This is a genomic window from Algoriphagus kandeliae, assembly GCF_004571135.1.
Taxonomy (GTDB): domain Bacteria; phylum Bacteroidota; class Bacteroidia; order Cytophagales; family Cyclobacteriaceae; genus Algoriphagus; species Algoriphagus kandeliae.
The window spans coordinates 578,460-598,017 of the sequence record NZ_SPSB01000004.1 but is presented as its reverse complement, the minus strand read 5'-3'; the positions used below and the strand labels follow the sequence as shown (position 1 = coordinate 598,017).

Below are 19,558 nucleotides of genomic sequence, written 5' to 3'. Positions count from 1 at the left end.
AATCCTAACTTATAGGATAAATTCAATGCCCTATGAAAAATCTAGCTTTCACTTTTTTGATTCTCTTTGTGATTTTCTCTTGTCAAAATAAGGAGCCCCAAATCCAAGAAATTGTTTATCCCGAGCGGCCCAATATTGTCTGGATCGTCGTCGAAGATATGTCTCCCGAACATCTGGAAAGCTATGGAGGTACAGGAGGAAAGACGCCTAATTTGAATGCGTTGGCAGCGGAATCCCTGCAATACCAAAATGCCTTTTCCACGGCAGGAGTCTGCGCTCCTAGTCGAGCAGCTTTGATCACCGGAACTTATCAGACCTCCATCGGGGCTCATCATATGCGAACCACCGGAATGTCAGCCAATGCCTTGGATGCTTACCCTCCTGGTTTTAAAAGTTACAATGTGGTCTTGCCGGAAGGGATGATTCCCTATCCCATTCATTTGAGAATGGCGGGCTATTATGTGAGTAATAATGTAAAGGAAGATTATCAGTTTGAGAGTCCGGTTTTTATGTGGGATGAAAGCAGTAGAAATGCCCATTGGAGAAATAGAAAAGATCCCGACCAACCTTTCTTTTCGATTTTCAATTTTACTACCACCCATGAATCCCAGGTTTGGGCTCGGGAAGGTCAAGATAGCTTGCTGGTGGATCCAAAAGAGGTGACTGTGCCTCCGGTTTATCCAAATGATTCCCTGACCCGAAGAACGATTGCCCGTTTTATCACCAATGTGATGCGGATGGATGCCCAAGTCGGAGAGGTGATTGCCCAATTGAAGGAAGATGGCTTGTATGAGAATACCATTATTTTCTTCTATTCCGACCATGGGGATGGGATGCCCTATTTCAAGCGTGAACTCTACGATAGGGGATTGAAGGTGCCTTTACTGGTTAAAGCCCCTTGGCTGGAAGGTGGTACTAAGACGGATGAATTGGTGAGTTTTGTGGATTTTGGACCAACGCTACTTTCTCTGGCTGGTGTACCGATCCCTGAATCCATGCAGGGACAGGCTTTCTTGGGTAAGCAAAAATCCGAACCAAGAAAATACATTTATGCAGCCCGTGACCGGATGGACAGCGAGTACGATCGGGTCAGGGCAGTGTCCGATGGTCGATACAAATACATCCGAAACTACATGCCTGAAAAGCCCAATTACCAGAATATTCAATATCGCCTTCAGAATCCCTTGATGGGGCACCTTTTAGAATTGAATAAGCAAGGAAAGCTCAATGAAAATCAAGCCCGTTGGTTTGCCCAAAGCAAGCCTGAGGAAGAACTGTACGATACCCAAAGCGATCCTTGGGAGTTTAACAATCTGGCAGGCAATCCAAAATACGCTGAAAAGCTTGCAGAGCTGCGCAAAGCACATGAGGATTGGATAGCCAAGTTTGGTGACAAGGGAGCCCTTAATGAGATGGAAATGGTCAAAGCGATGTGGAATGGAGCGGAAAATCCTCCGGTCACTGCGGAAGCTGCGGTGAGTTTCTCCGAAGGAAATGTCACCCTTACTTGCCCTTCACCTTCAGCCCTGATCGGCTGGAGAAAATCAAGTGCGGATGCATGGAAGATTTACACCGGGCCTTTTGAGGCGACAGCAGGAGATTCCCTGTATGTGAATACCCATCGGATAGGGTATGAGGCGGTGGAGGTTTCTATAAAATTGGGGAATAGGGATTGAAAAAATTAGGCGAAACATGAACTACAGAAAAATAATCAGTTCTTTTTTCAGTGAAACATGTTCATGAGGGCTATTTTTCATACCCAAGCAAAGGATACAATAAGAAAAGTCCAAAATTCAAGGTTCGGGCTTTAATTGTATCCTCGTAGGTTACAGATTGACTACCTCCGGGACTCGTACGGGGAAATATAGAGTAGTCAAAATCAGCCCGTTGATAACTGGCTTCCAAGCCTAATTGAAATTTCCCTATAGCCCTGGATACTTGCAGATTTCCTCCCGCTGTAATAGAGGATGAATTGGGTCTAGAGCCGACATGAGCCCATGTAAGAGTTTCATTACCAACTACCCTAACCATCTCGTAATAAGGGTAATTGATCTGTCCGTAGCCTAGAAATATTCCCGTTCGATATTCCCAACTTCCTTTTTTCAAGAAATATCCTAGCCCAGGAGTGATTGATAGCATGTTGTTATTTTCATGAGAAAAGCGAAAATCCAATCCGTAAAGATCATTGACGAAATCTTCCATTTCGGTAACAGAGATCGGATTGTTTGTAACACCTGATCTCAGAAATACATAAAAGTGACTGGCGAAATGATAATTAAGAGTTCCGTGAATAGAATAGCCAACATCTGCAAATCCATTGCTAGCCTTTGAAATACTCGCAAGATTGGGTATGCTGGAATCTGGAAAATAAACCGCAGCATTTTCCATATTTTTTCCTCCAAATACACCCACTGGAATGGCAGGGCCTGCACTTACAGATAATGAAAATCTTTGAGGTGGATTTTCCTGGGAAAAGGAAGATTGAAGCATAAAGCCAAAGAATAAAACCAGAAGAAAAAGATTTTTCATTTAAAGAGTATTTAGGAAAAAATATAAAAAAAATGTCAAACACATTAATTGACTCTTGAAAAGTAAAAATACTTTAACTAAGCCATGCCCAAGAAGATTGAATCACGCAATACGATGACAGAGAAGCGCTCAATGAAATGGAAATGGTCCGAAACTGGTGGAATGTAGGGGAAAATCCACCGGTCACTGCGGAAGCTGCGGTGAGTTTCTCCGAAGGAATGATCACTCTTACTTGCCCTACACCTTCAGCCCTGATCGGCTGGAGAAAATCAAGTGCGGATGCATGGAAGATTACACCGGGCCTTTTGAGGGGACGGCAGGAGATTCGCTGTATGTCAATACTCATCGGATAGGGTATGAGGCGGCGGAAGTGGCTGTGAAGCTGGAATAAATTGAAAAAAGTTTTTGGTCTAGTTGTCCTGGGGCTTATGAATCTAGACTCTCAAGTAGGTAATTAGAATAATCCCGCTTTCGGAAAAGCATTATTGCTATGTAAATAGGAAGAGCAATAGCAAAGCAAACTTGAAAGATTTAAATACAGCATTTAAGGCATTTTCAATTTATGAAGCTGGAATCTTCCCCCACGTAGGATATTCAAATCTATTCTTTCTCCAATACCTTCTAGACTTCCCCTTTCTGAAAACTGCCAGATTACCCAATTTTTGGTCTCTGGTTCTAAAACCCGATTATAATTCGCAACCCAAATAGGATATTCATCAAATCCCTGATTGTGAAGAACCTCCCAAAAAAATCTATCTCCAGTATAAATCATTGGTTTTACTCCATAATGAGCTTCTACAAGATTCAGCCAGTTTTTGATGCCTTGACGCAATCGGTCCCTGGATTGAATGGTGCTGTGCTTTTCAATATCCAACACAGGGATGAGATTTCCTGATTCTAATTTGACAGTTCGGATAAAATTTTCAGCTTGGCGGGTGCTATTTTCATTGGGGCGGTAATAGTGGTAAACCCCTCGGACCACAGGCAAATTTTTGGCTGCTTCCCAGTTTTCATGAAATCTCCTGTCCAGTCCATCGCTCCCCATGGTAGCACGAAAGACTAAAAACTGGACAGGACGATTTTGGAGTTGAAGGGTCAGCTTATTGAAGTCAATTTTTCCTTGATATTGAGAAATGTCAATACCCAAAATTCCATCTGGAAATTGATTAAATACCTGATCAAACTTTTGTGTTTCAGTCCAAGCAGGAGTTTTTCGGGTATAGTCAGATAGCTCCCGCTTGATCCTTTTGCTGTATTTGATTAGAAATACAGTTCCTCCAATCAGCGTAAGAAGGATTAGAAAAATTACCCAAATCCAGGAGTTGGAAGCCTTTTTTCGGGGCATGTAAACAACTTGACTTATTTCACTTCAAAAACTGCAGATTCCCAAGGACCCAAAACCAAATCAATTTCAGCCCCAGCATCAGCCACTCTCAATTGGGTCCTTTTCTTCCCAAACATCAGCTCTTTGATCTCTCGCTCACCTTTTTCAAGACTCCATTCTTTGAGCAGTTCCGGAGAAAGTTTAAGCGTCGTTTTCACTGATTGAAATTCATCGAAGTTGGTCACAACAATCAGCTTCTGGCTTTCATCCCATCGCGCAAAAGCGAAGGTCTTGTCCGTGTATGCTTGATTTTGCTTTCTATTGTAGGAATGCAATTCTAGGTATTCACCCATTAAAGCAGAGCTGTTTCGGGTGAAGTTGAGCACTTCGGAATAGTAGTTTCGCAGGGCTTTTTCATTGTCTGAAAGTTGCCCTCCGTCAAATTTCCCCCCATTCATCCATTTCTGATGCTGCGGAACTCCAATGTAATCGAAAATAGACGTTCGGCTAGGCTGTCCAAATCCTGCCATTTCTGCTCCCGGTTCGCCTACTTCTTGACCGAAATAGATCATGGTTGGAGAGGTGGAAACAGTAGCCGACACGACCATTGCAGGCATAGCTTTCCATGGATTCCCGGCAAACTCAGGACTGGCAATGCGCTGCTCGTCATGGTTTTCCAGGAAATGAAGCATGTGGTGCTCGATATCTTTCAGGCCTTCCAGTATTGGTACCAGATTATCGGTGGATCCATGACCCTGCATGATATGCTTCAGGGTGTCATAGAGCTCCACCTTGTCATAGAGGTAGTCCATTTTTCCTTTGTGGATGTAGTCCCGGTAAAGACTGGGATTATATACTTCTGCTAAAAGAAAAGCCTCCGGATTAGTCATTTTGATATGGGAATTCAGGTAGGACCAAAACTCTACAGGAACCATTTCCGCCATATCAAATCGGAACCCATCCACATTTTTGGTTAGCCAAAACTGAGTGATGTCCTTGAATTTTTTCCAGGAATCCGGCACGTCTTTTCCCTGCCAAAAGTCATAATGTGCTTTCCAATCCAAGGAATCAGCTCCGACGGGTAACTCATCAAAATCTTTTGTTCCGTTAGGTCTGACCCCATAATTGATTTTTACTGTCTCGAACCAATCGTAGAAGTCGGGCTGGGCTTTTCTGGAACCATTGCCTGTCCATTTGGCTGGGTTTTCATCAAATTTCCCATCAGCCAAGGGGTGCTTTTCTCCACCCAAAGGCTGATAGCCATTTTTAGGTTCGGGTACCTGAAAGGCTTCCCCCGGGATGTAATAAAAGTTGTTGTCTCGGGCATATTCCACCGAAGTATCATCATCCGCGCCGAAATCCCTCACTCCAGCAGGATTGTTTTTCCCTTCATAATGCCGGGAAACATGATTAGGGACAATATCGATGATCACCTTCATCCCATGCTTGTGTGTACGTTCGATCAAAGCTTCGAATTCCTCCATTCGTTTGGTCACATCCACGGCCAAGTCAGGATTGACTTGGTAATAATCTCGCACGGCATAAGGCGAACCTGCCCGTCCTTTGATCACATCCGGATCATCGGAGCTCACACCGATCTCGGGAAAATCTCCAATCACACCATGATGTGGCACGCCGGTGTACCAGATATGTGATACCCCGAGTTTTTTGATTTCTTCCATGGCGGTATCTGTGAAGTCATTGAACTTCCCAACTCCATTTTCTTCCTTAGTTCCCCAAGGTTTGTTGGTGGTATTGGTATTGCCAAAAAGTCTGGTAAAAACCTGATAGACAACGATTTTTTGAGGTTTCATAGGTTCGCTTTCTTGAGGTTTTGGAGGTTGGCAGGAAAGAATCGCCGCCGTTATCATCGCCTGGATTAAAAATTTTTGCATCGGGTTATCGAGTCAATCGGTAGAGCAAAAGTGTATTCCGCTTTATTAGGTCTGGGAATTGTTTCATGTTGATAGTTTCACCTGGAGCATGAGCTCCACGGCCTGAAGCTCCTAAGCCATCCAAGCCTGGAAGTATATCCGCTACATAAGCGATATCTGCAGCTCCTCGACTTCCCGGATCACCCGGTTTCACTTCTCCCAATCCCATATCTAAACTGACCTGATTAAGGACAGCAGCCAATTCATAATTTTCTGCTCGAGGACTCATGGAAGGAATTCCATCTCGGAAGGTGATTTCCGCATCAGTTTGATTAAGGTTGCGATCGACAATTTCTTGCATTTTGGCTCGCGTTCTTTCTTTTTGTTCCTCTCCTAAAAACCGCAAGTCTCCAGTCACATAAGCTTCACGAGCTACGATATTTGTCTTACCTAAAGCTTCTCCTTTTCCTGTTTTTTCATCATACGAAATATCTGACCCTCCTATAATCTGTCCTGGGTTAAAAGTCAGGTATTGCTCGCCTGCAAGCTCTTCCCGAAATTCTGTCAAAATTCTTGCAGCTTCATAGATGGCTCCATAGCCTACTCCTTCACGGAAAACTCCACTGGAATGACTTTGACGTCCTGATGTTTTCAAGGTCCAGCCACTAGAACCTCTTCTGGCAACAGTCACTGAATTAAAGCCCTGTGCGGTTTCATATCCCAAAGCAATATCATGGGATTTGGCCCGCTCAATAAAATCTTTTCTCGAAAGCTCATTGTCACCCGAACTTTCCTCATCACCCATAAAATACACGGTAATGCTTCGGTCATCCAATAAACCCAATTCATGCAATGCTTTTAGACTGGCAAAAACCAGCACATCTCCACCTTTCATATCATTGGCCCCTTGTCCGGTTGCTGTGCTGTCATTGAGCCAGGTAAAAGGAGTGAATGGCATATCCTTTTCGAATACGGTATCTAAGTGCCCGATTAGCAAGAGTTTCTTGCCCTTTGTTCCTTTTCGGGTTGCTACAAAATGGCCTGCTCGATTGACTTCGGCAGGAACTTCTACCCATTCGGTTTCAAAGCCTATTTTCTGAAATTCTCTTTCAAAAACACGACCTACTTCCCGGACTCCCTCCTTGTTCAAGGAACCGGAATTAATATTGAGAACCTCCTCCAAAAGAGCGACTGTCTCTTGGTAATTTTTATCAATTAATTCGACAAGTTGCAGCTCCTCTTTATTGAGTTTTTGCTGTGCAAAACTTAGAAAGGGCCCAAAGGCCAGAATCAAGATTAGGGCGAGTTTTTTCATCTAGGAAAAATAGGGGAAAATGGGGATGAGGGCAAGAAGTATTAAGGAGTAATAAACATGAAAAGAAAACTATACTTTTTACTGTTTTGCTTTTCATGATCTAAACAGGGTTTTTATAGGAAAATTGGCTATTATTATTCTTTCCAATAAACCTATTGTAAATGGCCAATTTTAATATTGATGCAGATAAAAGCCTTACTTATGATGCGATCGTCATCGGGTCAGGCATCAGTGGAGGCTGGGCTGCAAAAGAACTTTGCGAAGCAGGACTCAAAACGCTGGTGCTAGAGCGAGGTAGAATCGTGGAGCATGTGGTGGATTACCCTACCATGAATTTGGACCCTTGGGACCATGAACTTCGAGGAGGGCTCACTCCGGAGCAAGCTGCTCGACACCCCAAAGGCGGTCGATCGGGATTTATCGGAGCATTCAATGAGCACTTTCATGCCAATGATCTCGAAAATCCCTACACCGAGGTGAAGCCTTTTATGTGGGTTCGGGCTCATCAAATGGGTGGCCGATCCTTGCTTTGGGGAAAGCAAACTTACCGTTGGTCTGATTTGGATTTCGAAGCCAACGCTAAGGATGGTCATGGAGTGGATTGGCCAATTCGATACAAGGATTTGGAACCTTGGTATACCCATGTAGAGAAATTCGCCGGAATCAGTGGAGAGGCAATAGGTTTACCACAATTACCGGACTCCCATTTTTTGCCTCCTATGGAGTTAAACTGTGTTGAAAAGCATGTGAAAGAACGGATCGAAAAAGATTTTCCAGGAAGAAATTTAATAATAGGCCGTGTGGCTCACTTGACTGAACCTTTGAATGGGAGAGGCAAGTGTCAGTTCCGAAATAGATGCGATAGAGGCTGCCCTTATGGAGCCTATTTCAGTTCGAATGCAGTCACTCTTCCAGCAGCAAATGCAACCGGAAATTTGACCATTCGACCTTTTTCCATTGTTCAATCCATTGTCTATGATGAGGGAAAAGGAAAAGCTTCAGGCGTACGGATTATAGATGCTGAAACAGGTGAGGATATTGTTTACAAAGCGAGGATTGTATTTGTGAATGCCTCAACGCTTAGTACTACTCAAATCCTATTGAACTCTACTTCCAATCGTTTTCCAAATGGTTTAGGGAATGACTCTGGTGAATTGGGGCACAACTTAATGGATCATACCTATAGAATTGGTGCTATGGGGACAGTTGAAGGTTTTGAGGATAAATATTACAAAGGCCGGCGCCCTAATGGAATTTATATTCCCCGCTATGTGAATTTGAAAGACGGGCCTCAAAGTGACAAATTTGTTCGAGGTTGGGGTTTCCAAGGTGGAGGATACCGACATGGATGGGGAGCTGGAAGCAACCAAGAGGATTTTGGAGGAGAATTCAAGGATGGATTAATGAAACCTGGACCTTGGGAGTTTTTCATCACTGGATTTGCAGAATGCCTTCCGTCTCATGAAAACAAAGTTTATCTCAATAAAGATGTCTTGGATAAATGGGAGCAACCGACCCTTTCCATTGATGCAGAATGGGGGCCCAATGAGTTGGCTTTGAACAAACAAATCCGGATTGATGCCAAGGAGATGCTAGAGCGAGCAGGATTGAAGGATATCCATGACTTTGATAATGAGCACGAGATGGGGTACGGAATCCATGAAATGGGAACAGCAAGAATGGGGCGTGATCCTAAGACCTCTGTCTTGAATGCTACGAATCAGGTTCATGCATGCAAAAATGTTTTTGTGACAGATGGAGCTTGCATGACTTCCTCCTCCTGTGTCAATCCTTCCTTGACCTATATGGCCTTGACTGCTCGAGCAGCCAATCATGCAGTGTCTGAACTTAAAAAAATGAACCTCTAAGCCATGAATAGACGAGACGCACTCAAAAAATCAGCTTTGGCACTTGGAGCAGCCACTGGAGCTCCCACTTTGTTGAGCTTATTGCAAGCCTGTGCTAAGCAGGATAGACTGACTTGGACTCCCATTTTTTTAAATGAGGATCAAGCGAAATTTATGACCGCTTTTGTAGATTTTCTATTACCAAAAACTGAAACACCCGGAGGCTTGGATGTAAAGGCCGATGTCTTTATCGACTTGATGTATGCCAAAACCTATGATGAGGCCGGTCAGAAATATGTGGTTTCAGAAATTGAGAAATTCAATACCGACTGTAAGGAAAAGTATGGAAATGTCTTTGCCGAGCTTTCAGATGAAGATAAATCTACTTGCTTTAAGGATCATGAATCGAATTCACCGAAATATGCACCTAAAGTTTGGGGTACTGCTGTGGGACCACAGGAACCCGTTGGTTTTTACAGGGGGTTAAAATCCATGGTACTTTGGGCTTACTTTAGTTCGGAAGAAGTCGGAAAAAATATCCTAAGTTATGATCCTATCCCTGGAGATTATTTAGGATGTATTCCTCTATCAGAAGTGGGGAATACGTGGAGTTTATAAAAATAAAATGGCCCCGATTTTCGGGGCCGTTTGCTTTATTGTAGTCTAGCTTGAATTTCTTGAATTAGCCCTTCATATTTTTTCAGAATTCGGGACCAATCTTCAAACTTCTCATCGTCTTTTACTGTCACTTGGTTTCTACCATCAAGGTAAGCTTCCTGGCTCACCAATTTTACAGCATAAGCTAATTGGTCAGAATTGCCACCGCTGCTGACAATTACACGAGTCCGAATTACACTTGACTGGAAATTTTCAACTTGCCAAGAAGTGGTCAAATATCCAGTATTGAAATCTACTGTCTCAAGGATGTCAAAGTATCGAGTAATGATAGAGGAAAGAATTCTCCAAGCTTCTTCAGATGAGTATTGTGAATTGACTGGAACCGTGATACGAACATTAGCCAAGTCTGAAGAAACAGAAGAAGTGTAAGCCTCATCTACAGTCATTTCGATGTAGTCAGTTACAGGAGGTTCCTGCATATTGGCTTGGTTGTAGTAGTTTTTGATGTATCGTACGTATCCGTCTTTCAATACCCTCACTTCCACGCTTCCGTTGGAAGGCACTTTTAGATCATAGCTTCCGGTTCCAACCGTTCTTCCACCGATTTCAATAATGGCATCAGTAGGGTTGGTAGTGATTTTCACTAAACGATCAGAAAGTAATGCTTGCTCTCTAGTCGGAGGCTCCGGATCAGTTTCCGGCTTATTACAAAATACTTTGGTGTATTCTACATAGCCATCCTTATTCACAGTCACGGTCACGCATTCTCCGAGCGAAATATTGATATCTTGATTTCCTTTTCCAAGAGAAACCCCATTGGCCGTTACTACGCCATCCGCAGGAAGAACTTCTAGTCGAACTTGTCTGTCCTTCAACTCAAAGTAGTCTTTGATGGGCGGGGTTTCACGATCAGGGGAGTTGTAATAAGTCTTGGTGATGGGAGCAAAGCCTGGTTTTTTCACTTCCACAGTGTGAAACCGATCTTTTTCGATCACAAGGTAAATAGCCTTTTTCCCGATGTTTCTACCATCTACGTAGATATCAGCATCATAAGGTTCAGCAGAAATCTCTACTCTTCGAGCGTCCAACGAAACACGCTGATCCTTATCCCACTTTAGATCTCGGTTGTATTCCTTGATGACAGGCTGGAAGCCTGGCTTGGTGATTTTGATCCGATTTCGGGAATCCTTTTCGAGCTTGTATTCGATAGTCCCTATGCCTAATTCCTGCTTTTCTGAATCATCGTAATCATTCAGCAGGATGAATTTGGCATCAGAATGATTGGCTGAAATTGTTAATTTTTGGGCTTGTGCTGTTGAAAAAGCAATAAAACTCAATATTGCCCAAGACAATAGGTACTTTTTTATCATAAATTTTAAGGGTTGGCGATTTTGACTGCAAATAATTCAATTAGAATTATTTATGCAACTTAAGCGAGTACAGATTTGAACAAAATTCTCTTGGTTAAGACCAATTTTTCCTCAAAAAGTTCAACCAATTACCGCTCATTACTTGTTGGATGTCCTTTTCTGAATAACCTCTTTTTTGGAGTAAATCTGGGATTTTCTGCAAGTCTGCGATGGTTTCCAAATCCCAAGGACATTGTTCTTTTCCGAAGGCTCCATCCAAATCAGAACCAATTCCGATATGATTGGCATTTCCAGCCAATTGGCAGATATGATCTAAATGATCCAATACGGTTGAGATGGTAACATTCCGTTCCTTGGGGGTACTTTTTCCGCGAATCCATCCCGGACTCAGCATCCAAGCATCAAAAGCTCCACCGATCACTGCTCCGCGCTCGATCAAAGCTTTGATCATATCGTCGGAAAATTGGCGATTGTGATCGACTAGGGTTCGGCAGTTGTTATGACTTGCCCATACTGGACCTTGAAAAATTTCCAAAGCATCCCAAAATGCTAAGTCACACAAATGCGTGGCATCCAGGATTATTCCCAATTCAGCCATTTTTCGGAGCAGGTCTTTGCCTTCTTGACTCAAAGGTGCTGATGCATCTGTTCCAAAGGCATACCTTCCCGGGCCGTAATGAGCGGGGCCTAAAGCTCTCAATCCTGATTCGTAGGCTTTTTCGAGGTAATCTAAATTCACAATGGAATCTGCTCCTTCCAATGAAAGGATAAAACCAATGGGTTTTTGGCTAGAATCTTTTCCATCATGCCAAAGTGAAACATGGTTTTCCAGCTCAACTTTATTACGGATTTGAGTCATCTCACCTTTTTCAACCATGGCTTGATACCAAGCCAATTGACCTTGAGTCTGAGCCCAAGCCTGTTCGGGAGAATGCCATCCTGGCAAAGGATTGTCAGGAGCTATATAACGGGCGATTTGTGTAGCGACCACGAGCCCAATGTTCCCTTTTCGGAGTTCGGGAAGTGAAACGACCGCATTACCTCGATCCGGTTTATCATCAAGACCTACTTCCCGAGCATTGATTTCTGACACCGGCCTTGTGAGGTCCCGATTCCATTCCAGGGCATTCATACTTAGGTCTAGGTGAGCGTCAACAGTGAACATGGTCAAAAGCTTTGAAGGATAAATACAGTAGGGACTTTGTGAAGGTCGATGGGTGATTTTTTCCAGTCCTGAATAGTTTTGGTTTGGATCAATTCTTCCGAAGCGGTAAGGTTTTTTGCAATGCAAAGTTTGGTTTGGGGAGAAAGCATTCTAAGCAAATCCTCCAAAAGCTGATTGTTCCGGAAAGGTGTTTCCATAAAAATCTGTGCTCTTTTTTCCCGAAGAGATTCTGCTTCCAACTTTTTTAAGGCTTGAGCTCTTTCTTTTTTATCAATAGGCAAATACCCATGAAAAGCAAATGACTGTCCCGAAAAACCAGATCCCATCAAGGCTAAAAACATGGAACTGGGGCCTGAAAGGGGTACGACTTGAATTCCTCGAGTATGTGCGTGGGCAACCGCTAATGCTCCTGGGTCAGCTATTCCCGGGCAACCTGCCTCTGAAATAATTCCAACATCAGCACCTTTAAAAAGTGGTTGAAGCAAACGATTGATGGATTCAGGTGGAGTGTTTTTGTCCAAAACCTCCATGTGAATTTCTTCCAAATTGACTCCAAGTTTTAGGCTGGAAATATAGCGACGAGCATTTCTTGGGTTCTCAACCAAGTATACTTTGGTATGTTGGATGACTTCCCGGACCTGAGGGCTAATGACTGCATCGGCAGTATTCTCAGCAAGAACATTGGGAATTAAGAAAAGCTTTCCTTGGGGCATTTTTGAGGGTTTATTGGCAGATTTAGTCAAATTTTCTGCCCTTTTTCAGTATGGCAGAAATCTGGCCTGAATGGTGAAAGTGGTGAAATAGGATATGGGAGAACAAGCGGAATCGGCTTACCTCACCAAAGAAGGGAGTGTGAATAATTCCTTTCCAGAACTCCTCCTCAGAGCTTTCGATGAGCTTCTTTAAATTGGAGAATCCCTTCTTTATTAGAGCTTGGCTGGCTTGAATGTCCTTTCCTTGCCCATTGTCTCCAAAGCCTAAGGTGGTGTTTTGGACATCAGTAGGGATTTCAAAAAAAGTCCCAAAAAGATTGACAATTTCACCCATATGCAAGAGAATAAATCCAATGGAATTGGAGTCTTTATTAAGTTTCCAATTCCAGTGTTCGTTTTGAACTTCTTGAAGATTTGAACTGGTCAGCTCCATCTGAACCAACATCTCAAGCATGGCTTCTTTCATCAATATCCAGTTTTATATTAGAAATCTACGAATTTCCCGAACAACTGCTTCTGGCTTTTCAGCATGAAGCCAGTGACCGGCTCCCTCAATGAATTCAATCTCATAATTCGGGAAATGGGCTAAAATATCAGGTAGGTCACTTTGCTGAATATAATTGGAATTGGCACCGGCTAGGAATAGGGTAGGACCTGAATAAACAGTGTCTTCCTCTAAAGCCTTGCCTACCTCTTCGATATTTTCAGTGATGACAGGTAGATTGATCTTCCAATAAAAACCATTTCTGTCCCTTCCTAGACTCTTTAAAAGAAACTGCCTAATTCCGGGATAAGGAATATACTTTGCCAGTTGGTCATCGGCGTCCTTTCTGGAATAGGTTTCTGAAAGATTAATGGAATTTAATCCCTCTAAAATCGTCTGATGGTGAACAGGGTAATACCGAGGTGCAATGTCTGCAACGATTAATTTTTCAACCCGATCGGGATAAGTTACTGCAAAGTTCATGGCAGTTTTTCCACCCATGGAATGTCCCATCAAGTAAGCTTCACTTAGCCCTTCTTCATCCATTAGCTCTCTCAAATCCTCCACCATTACCTCGTAATTCCATTCATCCGAATGAGGGGAATCTCCATGATTCCGTTGGTCAACAAGGTATAGCGTAAAATCATTTTCCAATTCCTTAGCAATGGAAAACCAATTATCTGCCGAGCCAAAAAGCCCATGTAGAATGATTAGCGGTTCACCAGTGCCGGATTTTTTAAAGTTTAATTTCATAGTGTTTTAGTCAATAGTCCACTGTCAACAGACGACAGCCAATAAGTGAAAATTTGAGTTTTGTGTCTAAATTGAATTCTTTAAGGCTTGAATTTTTTTGATTAAATCCTCATAAGCGTAATATAGTTTTGAGAAATCTTCATCTCCAATGATGCTTCTCTTTTTGCCTAAATAAAGGCAACTTACCACCTCAATTGCGGACCGAACAGAATATCCAAGAAACTTTTTGAATTCTGGTGTGGATTGTCCTGTGGACCCTTCGGCAATATTTAAAGCAACAGAATCTGCAGCTCGTTGAATTTGTGTAGCCAAAACAAATTTTTCTTCTGAAGGGAAAGATTTGACCAAAGAATTTACTTCAGCAGAAAGTTCAATCGATAATTTCCATACTCGCAAATCTTCGAACTTAAAAGCCATAACATTAAAATAGTTGGTTAAAGTACCTATTTCTGAGGTGATCAAATACATTCTGTGGACTGTAGACCGTTGTCCGTTGACCAAAAATCAAATCTCCAACCTCCTCCTATACATCTGAATTGTGTTTTCCAATCCATAGTATAATGCATCGCAGATGAGGGCATGGCCAATGGAAACTTCATCCAAGAATGGAATTTTATGCTTTAGGAAGGCAAGATTATTCAAGTCCAAATCATGGCCAGCATTAAGCCCCAATCCGAGTTCACGGGCGATATTTGCAACTTCCACATAGGGCTGAACAGCCTTTTCACGGTCCTTTGGAAATAGAACAGCGTAAGGCTCGGTGTAAAGCTCCACTCGATCTGTTCCGGTTTCTTTTGCAGGCTCAAAATATTTGGACTCTGGGTTGATGAAAATTGAAACTCGACAACCAGATTCTTTCAACTCTGCCACAATATCTTGAAGCATACTTTGATGGGTGATGGTATCCCAGCCTGTATTGGATGTCAAGGCATCTGGCGGATCAGGTACAAGCGTAGCTTGGGCAGGTTTTACCAGCTTAACCAATTCCATGTATCGCTTGTCTGGATAGCCTTCAATATTGAATTCCGTAGTAACTACTTCTGCCAAATCCAATACATCCTGATATCGGATATGTCTTTCATCAGGCCGAGGGTGCACTGTGATTCCCTCCGCTCCGAAACGTTCGGCATCCTTAGCAACCTGAACAACATTTGGGTTATTGCCGCCCCTTGCATTGCGAAGGGTGGCGATCTTATTGATATTTACACTAAGCTTGGTCATAAAAAGCCTGAAAAGGGTATTTTTGTCGATAGAACAAAGTTATAACATAAACTGAGTAGCGATGAGTTTAAAACAAAAGATAGAAAATGAAATTAAGTCAGCCATGCTGGCAAAAGATAAAACCCGGCTAACAGCCCTACGTGCCGTCAAGTCCTTGATTCTGTTGGAGGAAACTAAGGGTGGCTCAAAAGGTGATTTGTCTGCTGATGACGAGATGAAATTACTTACAAAGGCTGCAAAACAGCGAAAAGATTCTGCAGATATCTATGAGCAGCAAGGACGTTTTGATTTGCATGAAGTAGAAATGGCTGAGCTGAAGGTGATTCAGGAATTTCTTCCAAAAGCTTTATCTCCAGATGAATTAAAAGCTGCGATCGCTGAAATCATCTCCAAAACTGGAGCAAGCGGTATGAAAGATATGGGAAAAGTGATGGGAATGGCTAGTAAAGAACTGGCAGGAAAGGCAGATGGCAAGGCTATTGCTGATCAGGTAAAAGCACTTCTAAATTCATAAACATTGGAAATTAAATCCTTTCTGGATATTGTCATTGTTCTCCTTCTAGCCTTAGGAGCTTATGAAGGCTATAGAAAAGGGTTTCTTTTGGGAATTCTAGGTATCGTTGGCTTCGTGGTTGCCTTGGTTTTAGGCTTTTATTTTATGGAGCCTGCCGCGCAATGGTTGGAGGAGAATGTAGAGACCGTCAATCTATCTTATCCAGTCATTGGCTTCTTGATTATTTTCATAATTAGTGTGCTCCTTATCAACAGCGTTGGTTGGGTTCTGAAAAAATTTATGGATCTGACCATTTTAGGTTCCTTTGATCAAGTCGCAGGATTGTTTTTCGGAGTTTTAAAAATTGGATTCTTCCTCAGTCTCTTTTTGTGGTTCACCAAGGAATTTGATTTGGATTTGCCTAAAAAGTGGGAGCGTGAATCTGAATTGATTGGTTATGTGGAACCTATGGCCCCCGCCGTTATCGATGCGGTAGAACCATTTTTTCCATCTGTAAAATCTACCAAAAGCAAACTCGAAGAGCTGGTGGAAAAAGTAAAAGAAGCCGCAAAGGGAGAGTAATAAGATTGATTTCAAAAGAAAAGCGCTTCTGATTGGAAGCGCTTTTATCTTAAATCAATGATTTCAATCCCAGGATATTTTTTGGTATCAAAGGCAAAATAAGTCGCCGGTAAATTAGCGTTAGGCTGAAGGTTTTTAAAGGTGTAGGCATACATGCCGCCTTGCCCATCGTACATTTCCCAGCCTAAAAGATCCTTGCTGCTTTTGTCGATCATCAATTTGACCCGTTCGAAAGGAGCATTTCCATTTGCTGCAATTAATTCCACCACATCCACAGACTTTCCTTGAAATTGCTTAGCAGGCAAAAGAGTGTAATTATAGCCTGATTCATACATCCTGTAAATGTTGGATGGTGTGAGTTCACCTTCCATTTGAGAGACGTCATTGATCGTTACTTCTTTGTATCCATCTGCCTGAATAAAAGTCCAAACGGTCTTGCCATCATTGTAGATTTCCTGCTCTGGAAGCTTGAGTCGGTATTGTTCTCCTTTGACGGCTATTTCCCCGCTCTCTCGGTCACTACTTCCGGTGGCGTCCTGAAAAGTAAAGTCAAATTGAGCCGTAAAGCCGTTCATCGATTGGAACTTTTGGCTCATTGCATCCAAGATGACTTTGGCTTTGGGGTCTTGTTGAGCCTCAACCTGAGCACTAAAAAGACCAATAAATAGGATGCAGAAAACTAGGGCGATTTTTCTCATGAATTTGTAGCCGTATTAATCAAAAAACAGCGACTACAAACTATTCAATAACTGTTCCAAACTAGATTCATCTTGGATCAGAACTTCTCTGGCTTTAGAGCCTTCAAATGGTCCTACAATTCCTGCAGCTTCCAATTGATCAATAATTCGTCCTGCGCGGTTGTAGCCAAGTTTAAGTTTACGCTGAATCAAAGATGTACTGCCCTGCTGATGTAGCACTATCAATTTTGCTGCTTCATCAAACAAAGGGTCCCGATCTGATAAATCAATATCCCCGATGGAATTGTCACTATCTTCTCCCTCATATTCAGGTAGGAGATAAGCATCCGGATAGCCTTTTTGTTCCCCAATCCAATCGCAAATGGCCTCTACTTCAGGTGTATCTAGGAATGCGCATTGTAAGCGGATTACTTCCGAACCTTGAGATAAAAGCATATCTCCCATACCAATCAATTGATCAGCACCTCCTGTATCGAGAATGGTTCGGGAGTCGATTTTGGAAGTTACCCGGAAGGAAAGTCTGGCAGGGAAATTAGCTTTGATGATACCTGTAATAACGTTTACTGAAGGACGCTGGGTCGCAACAACCAAGTGAATGCCAATAGCTCGCGCTAGTTGAGCCAATCGGGCGATCGGACCTTCAATCTCTTTTCCAGCCGTCATCATCAAGTCCGCCAACTCATCGATTACAAGGACGATGTAAGGCATAAAACGATGTCCTTTCTCAGGATTGAGTTTTCGGGCTATAAACTTCGCATTGTATTCCTTCAGGTTTCTGGCGCCCGCATCTTTAAGCAAATTGTAGCGGTTATCCATCTCGATACAAAGTGAGTTTAGCGTATAAATAACCTTTTTTGTATCTGTAATAATCGCTTCTTCAGAACCTGGAAGTTTTGCAAGGAAGTGTCGCTCAATTTTATTGAAAAGTGTCAATTCTACCTTTTTTGGGTCCACCAGGACGAATTTTAATTGAGCCGGATGCTTCTTGTATATCAAAGAAGCCAAAATCATATTCAATCCCACAGACTTTCCTTGACCTGTTGCACCTGCCATCAGTAAGTGTGGCATTTTGGCCAGATCCACCACGAAAACTTCATTTGAAATGGTTTTACCAAGAGCTACAGGAAGGTCTTTATCGGAACGCATGAATTTCTCAGTGCCGATGACTGCTCGAGCTGGAACTAGTTCCCGGTTTTTGTTTGGAACTTCAATACCGATGGTGCCTTTCCCAGGGATCGGAGCAATGATTCGAATTCCCAAAGCTGCCAAACTTAAAGCGATGTCATCTTCTAGGTTTTTGATTTTGGATATCTTCACCCCCGGTTCAGGAACGATTTCATAAAGCGTCACAGTTGGACCGATGGTCGCTTTAATCTCCTGAATTCCGATTTTGAAATTCTCTAATGTCTCTACGATCTTGTTTTTATTCTCTTCGAGTTCCTGCCGGGTGACAGTAACCTTTTGAAGATCATATTCATTCAGGAGATCTAGGGTAGGATATTGGTAGCGAGGAAGGTCCAAAGTAGGATCGTAAGGATCCAAGTTTTCGACTTCTTCGGCCGTTTTTTCCTGGTTTTCAGCTTTGGTTACTGAGAACTGTTTTTCTTCTACTGGTTTTGGAGTTGGCTTTTCGGTGTTTTCTGCAAGAAGGTCTACCTGCTTGACCTCAAACAAATCATCCATTTCGGCATCATTTTCTTCAGCCTCCGGTTGCCCAGAATTTTTTACTGTCCAAGAAGAACCATCATCCAAGGCTTCATCTTCCTCTTCTTCCAATCCAAAAGGGTCCTCATTTTTAGAGTTTGGCTTGATAGCCAATTCATCCTCGGAGATTTTTTCTTCTTCTAATGAATCCAGTTCAGCTTCTGAAGCCTTGGCACTGAACCATTCCAATTTGTCAATGTCAAAAAAGAAGACCACGAAAACCAACAGCGAACCAGCCAGTAAAATGAAAGTTCCCCAGCTCAAATAGTCTGCAGAAAGCTTTGCTAATTCATATCCAAATCCCCCTGAGAGGAAGCTCCAATAGGAATAGCCTTTCACCAAAATGACAATGTAACCGGTGAGAAGGCCAAGCCAAAAGGTAAAGAAAAGCGCAAAACTTGTGTATCGGGTAAGGGAAATCAGTGATACTTTAAATGCCCATCGAAATCCCAAAATGAATAAGAAAGGGGGGAAGAGAAAGGCTGCAACACCAAACCATCGATAAATGAGCAGATGACTTGCCTTGGCTCCTAGTAAGCCCAACCAGTTTTGAGATTCCCGGGCTATTTCCCTGCTTTCTTCACTCGTTGGATTCATGACCAAACTCTGGTCTGCCGGTCCGCTTAATAAATAGCTGATAAAGGCAAAAAACAGGAAAATTCCTAAGGACATCATAATGATTCCTAGGGTAAGGACGATTTTGGAATTTTTTAATCCCCCAAAAGAAAGTTTGATTCCAGAGCCTTTGGATTTAGGCTTGGCGGATTTTTCTCCCTTTTTTCTAAAAGTATTTTGTTTAGGTGAATTGCTGGGCATAGATGCGGTTCAATTCCAAATTTGAAGATAAGGTTTCGGCTCGGTTTCGGAA

General features: G+C 42.6%; 18 protein-coding genes. 5 read left to right on the top strand and 13 right to left on the bottom strand.

Features of this window, described 5'->3' with window-relative positions:
* Nucleotides 1-32 precede the first annotated feature (32 nt).
* Nucleotides 33-1,676 carry a sulfatase family protein gene (locus E4S40_RS15000; RefSeq protein WP_135075923.1) on the top strand — a complete coding sequence of 548 codons (1,644 nt, stop codon included), beginning with the start codon at nt 33-35 and terminating at the stop codon, nt 1,674-1,676.
* Between the two features lie 70 nt (nt 1,677-1,746).
* Here the strand turns inward: E4S40_RS15000 and E4S40_RS14995 are convergent, their stop codons facing one another.
* The 4 genes from E4S40_RS14995 to E4S40_RS14980 form a co-directional block, all read right to left on the bottom strand.
* A complete protein-coding gene (locus tag E4S40_RS14995; protein WP_135075920.1) occupies nt 1,747-2,529 on the bottom strand; it encodes a hypothetical protein in 783 nt (260 codons plus the stop codon).
* A gap of 544 nt (nt 2,530-3,073) precedes the next feature.
* The gene (locus E4S40_RS14990) at nt 3,074-3,874 is read right to left on the bottom strand and encodes a glycoside hydrolase family 25 protein (RefSeq protein WP_135075918.1); all 801 of its coding nucleotides are present in this window, start codon (nt 3,872-3,874) and stop codon (nt 3,074-3,076) included.
* 14 nt (nt 3,875-3,888) lie between these two features.
* Nucleotides 3,889-5,748 (bottom strand): alpha-amylase family protein, encoded by a 1,860-nt coding sequence (locus tag E4S40_RS14985; protein WP_135075916.1) that lies wholly within the window; start codon nt 5,746-5,748, stop codon nt 3,889-3,891.
* A 4-nt stretch (nt 5,749-5,752) separates the two neighbouring features.
* The gene (locus tag E4S40_RS14980; RefSeq protein ID WP_135075914.1) at nt 5,753-7,042 is read right to left on the bottom strand and encodes a M20/M25/M40 family metallo-hydrolase; all 1,290 of its coding nucleotides are present in this window, start codon (nt 7,040-7,042) and stop codon (nt 5,753-5,755) included.
* A gap of 161 nt (nt 7,043-7,203) precedes the next feature.
* Between E4S40_RS14980 and E4S40_RS14975 the strand changes: the two genes are divergently transcribed.
* On the top strand, nt 7,204-8,910 hold the full coding sequence (locus tag E4S40_RS14975; RefSeq protein WP_135075912.1) for a GMC oxidoreductase: 1,707 nt from the start codon (nt 7,204-7,206) through the stop codon (nt 8,908-8,910).
* 3 nt (nt 8,911-8,913) lie between these two features.
* On the top strand, nt 8,914-9,507 hold the full coding sequence (locus tag E4S40_RS14970) for a gluconate 2-dehydrogenase subunit 3 family protein (protein WP_135075910.1): 594 nt from the start codon (nt 8,914-8,916) through the stop codon (nt 9,505-9,507).
* A gap of 35 nt (nt 9,508-9,542) precedes the next feature.
* Here E4S40_RS14970 and E4S40_RS14965 read toward each other — a convergent pair whose 3' ends face one another.
* The 7 genes from E4S40_RS14965 to E4S40_RS14935 all read right to left on the bottom strand — a co-directional run bounded on the left by E4S40_RS14965 (nt 9,543) and on the right by E4S40_RS14935 (nt 15,213).
* Entirely contained in the window at nt 9,543-10,877 is a 1,335-nt protein-coding gene (locus E4S40_RS14965; RefSeq protein ID WP_135075907.1) for a PEGA domain-containing protein, read from the bottom strand.
* 94 nt (nt 10,878-10,971) lie between these two features.
* Entirely contained in the window at nt 10,972-12,042 is a 1,071-nt protein-coding gene (locus E4S40_RS14960) for a dipeptidase (protein WP_135075904.1), read from the bottom strand.
* Nucleotides 12,043-12,044: 2 nt separating this feature from the next.
* Nucleotides 12,045-12,755 (bottom strand): SAM-dependent methyltransferase, encoded by a 711-nt coding sequence (locus E4S40_RS14955; RefSeq protein WP_135075901.1) that lies wholly within the window; start codon nt 12,753-12,755, stop codon nt 12,045-12,047.
* A gap of 22 nt (nt 12,756-12,777) precedes the next feature.
* Nucleotides 12,778-13,221 carry a DinB family protein gene (locus tag E4S40_RS14950; RefSeq protein ID WP_135075898.1) on the bottom strand — a complete coding sequence of 148 codons (444 nt, stop codon included), beginning with the start codon at nt 13,219-13,221 and terminating at the stop codon, nt 12,778-12,780.
* A 12-nt stretch (nt 13,222-13,233) separates the two neighbouring features.
* The gene (locus tag E4S40_RS14945) at nt 13,234-13,992 is read right to left on the bottom strand and encodes an alpha/beta fold hydrolase (RefSeq protein WP_135075895.1); all 759 of its coding nucleotides are present in this window, start codon (nt 13,990-13,992) and stop codon (nt 13,234-13,236) included.
* Nucleotides 13,993-14,058: 66 nt separating this feature from the next.
* Complete coding sequence (locus tag E4S40_RS14940; protein ID WP_135075892.1) at nt 14,059-14,409, bottom strand: four helix bundle protein; 351 nt, start codon at nt 14,407-14,409, stop codon at nt 14,059-14,061.
* A gap of 87 nt (nt 14,410-14,496) precedes the next feature.
* The gene (locus E4S40_RS14935) at nt 14,497-15,213 is read right to left on the bottom strand and encodes a pyridoxine 5'-phosphate synthase (RefSeq protein ID WP_135075889.1); all 717 of its coding nucleotides are present in this window, start codon (nt 15,211-15,213) and stop codon (nt 14,497-14,499) included.
* A 61-nt stretch (nt 15,214-15,274) separates the two neighbouring features.
* Between E4S40_RS14935 and E4S40_RS14930 the strand changes: the two genes are divergently transcribed.
* Nucleotides 15,275-15,727 (top strand): GatB/YqeY domain-containing protein, encoded by a 453-nt coding sequence (locus tag E4S40_RS14930; RefSeq protein ID WP_135075886.1) that lies wholly within the window; start codon nt 15,275-15,277, stop codon nt 15,725-15,727.
* 3 nt (nt 15,728-15,730) lie between these two features.
* Nucleotides 15,731-16,288, top strand: coding sequence for a CvpA family protein (locus E4S40_RS14925; RefSeq protein ID WP_135075883.1), 558 nt, complete (start codon nt 15,731-15,733; stop codon nt 16,286-16,288).
* A gap of 44 nt (nt 16,289-16,332) precedes the next feature.
* Here the strand turns inward: E4S40_RS14925 and E4S40_RS14920 are convergent, their stop codons facing one another.
* The gene (locus E4S40_RS14920) at nt 16,333-16,986 is read right to left on the bottom strand and encodes a LolA family protein (RefSeq protein WP_135075880.1); all 654 of its coding nucleotides are present in this window, start codon (nt 16,984-16,986) and stop codon (nt 16,333-16,335) included.
* Between the two features lie 33 nt (nt 16,987-17,019).
* On the bottom strand, nt 17,020-19,506 hold the full coding sequence (locus E4S40_RS14915) for an FtsK/SpoIIIE family DNA translocase (RefSeq protein WP_135075877.1): 2,487 nt from the start codon (nt 19,504-19,506) through the stop codon (nt 17,020-17,022).
* Between the last annotated feature and the right edge of the window lie 52 nt (nt 19,507-19,558).